1 protein-coding gene, 1 tRNA gene and 1 pseudogene are annotated in these 2,342 nt (G+C 63.8%); 2 read left to right on the forward strand and 1 reads right to left on the reverse strand.

Annotated elements, in window-relative coordinates:
• Positions 1–144: 144 nt before the first annotated feature.
• Positions 145–219: transfer RNA gene (locus tag VGP39_RS08190), tRNA-Thr, on the forward strand.
• Positions 220–301: 82 nt separating this feature from the next.
• Here the strand turns inward: VGP39_RS08190 and VGP39_RS08195 are convergent.
• Positions 302–2,020, reverse strand: a complete 1,719-nt coding sequence (locus tag VGP39_RS08195; RefSeq protein WP_327567605.1) for an IS1634 family transposase — start codon at positions 2,018–2,020, stop codon at positions 302–304.
• 139 nt (positions 2,021–2,159) lie between these two features.
• Between VGP39_RS08195 and VGP39_RS08200 the strand changes: the two are divergent.
• Positions 2,160–2,307: pseudogene (locus VGP39_RS08200) on the forward strand (radical SAM protein); the annotation flags it as partial.
• Positions 2,308–2,342: the final 35 nt, after the last annotated feature.

Genomic DNA, 2,342 nt, shown 5'->3' on the forward strand with positions numbered 1-2,342 from the left:
CCCGGACGACGGAAGCCGGGCCGGAACAGCAAACAGCCTAGACTCAGGTCACCGGCCTCGGCTACAAGGACGCCGAGGCCGCCCCAACGGCGGAGACTAAACTGAGACTAAACCGAGACTAAGAACCCGCTAACCCATTGATTTGCCGGCGTAGCTCAGGGGTAGAGCAACTGATTCGTAATCAGTAGGTCCACAGTTCGATTCTGTGCGCCGGCACCATTTAAACCCAACTTCCTTCTTTAGAATTACATAAACCCTTGCTAGTATTGCATTAAATGCTGTTCCGGCGGCGCGTTACTGGCTACACCGCGACCCCGAGCAGATCGAATGCCTTCTGCTGCAGCGGCGTCGGCCGCGTCACCACGGTGATCGGATAGAGCGGCGTGATGGCGGTGACGATGGTGTTGCGCGCCACGGTCGCCAGATCCGCCAGCAGCGAACGAAAGCTGTGCACCGGCTGGCCATCAGGCGTGAAGCCGGTTGTCTGCTTCTTCACCGCCGCCGGTGAGCGCTGCGCCGTCCGGACGACACTCTCGCGCCGGGCCTCGGCTGCGTCCGGATCGGCCTCGTCAAACAGCATCGGCGCCAGGCGCTGACGCATGTGCCATTCGAGGTAGTAGGCCAGCATGCAGAGAAAGACATGCGCCCGCACCCGCCCTTCCAGCCAGTGATAGACCGGGCGGACCTGCAGATCGATGCGCTTGAGGCAGCGGAACGCCTGCTCCACCTGACCCAGGGACTTATAGCTGCGCACCGTCGCCGCATCATCGAGCTTCGCCTCGGGCAGGTTGGTGCGCACGACATACAGCCCGTCCATCGCCGCCTCGGCGGCAATCTCGGCTGTCTTGCGAGCGAAACGGAAGCTGGTGTCGGTGATGGCCAGATCGAAATGCTTTTTCATCTTGTGGCGGTTGAACACTTCGCCCACCGCCAGCGCGATGGCGGCGGTGCCGCGCAGCGGCGCGCGCTGACGCTCAACCCGCTTCTGGATACACGCCAGATCGCGTTCGGTGGCGGCCAGCAGGTCTTCGCGCGTGCGGGCGCGTTCGGCGGCGAGGTCGGGATTGCGGCAGACCACCAGCCGCTCGCCGGGGAAGTCAGGTGAGGTGATCGAGGCCATGTCGCGCTGGTCGAACAGCGAGAGCTGGATGAGGCCGCTGTTCAGCAGGTCCTTGATCGCCCGCAGCGCGGTGATCCAGTCCAGCCCGGCGGCTTGCAGATCGGCACTGATGCGCGCCTCGGTGATCAGGCCGCGGTCGCCGACCAGGACCACGTGCTCCAGGCCGAAGCGCTGCTTCAGCTTGGCGATCTGCGGCGCAAGCGTCATCGGATCGGCGGTGTTGCCGGCAAACACCTCAATGGCCACCGGGCAGCCGTCTGGGGCGCAGAGCAGGCCGTAGACGATCTGCAGGCTGCCTTTCTTGCCATCACGGTTGTAACCACGCTGGGCCAGCGGACAGCAGCGCCCTTCCAGATAGCTCGAGGAGACGTCGTAGAGCACCAGGGTGCCGGTGCGCAGATGCCGCCGGGCCAGCACCGTCTCGATCGCCGGCTGGCGTTCGCCCAGCCAGTCGAGCGCGCCATAGAGCTCGTCCTCATCGACTTCGCCAAGACCAAGCGCCTCGCCCAGGCTGCAGGCGGCGGTAGCCGGGGAGAGCATGCGCGCGGCCGCCATCTTGGAAACCGGATCGAGAATGCGCCCGATCAGCAGCGCGAGGATGAGGTCGCGGCCGCGGTTGCCATCGGGACCGAGCAGGCGGTCAAGGCCGATCTTACGAGCGGTGCCGAGGGCGGCGGCGACATGGCCATGGGGGAGGCTGCGGGTGACGGTGAAGGCATCCTGTCCGGCGGGGATGACGGTGCCGCCCTTGAGTACGCCACGCAGCCCTTCGACATAGGCCACGGGCCAGTCGGAGAGGTTGCACAGGGTATGTTTGCGCACCTTGCCGCCCTCGCGGTAGCTCTCGCGCAGCAGGATGGCGGGGGGCGAGTTCCGGTTCGGGACGGCTTCGATATACATGGCCGAAGCCGAATCGATCTGGCCGTCCGGTACAAGTCACAAATGCGTCATTACACGGCTACGGTTCTGCAAGGCATCTCGCAGAACCCCCAGGACTTCCGCCAGTTTATAGTCATGGCAAGAAGGAAGTTGAGGTTAAACGCCGGACGGCTGTTGTGTCTGCTTGCTGGAGAGCCTGCTGACCAACGTCTGTATCTATGAGTGTCCCTACTGCATTAATCGGCGGTCATCAAACGTCCGGCGCGCGCTTCACCGTGCAGGAGTTCGTCGACCTCACCTTGCAATTCTAGAAACGCAACTACATCGAAGAGCTGTTCCTCTC

This window comes from Bradyrhizobium sp., from assembly GCF_036009065.1.
Classification (GTDB): Bacteria; Pseudomonadota; Alphaproteobacteria; order Rhizobiales; family Xanthobacteraceae; genus Bradyrhizobium.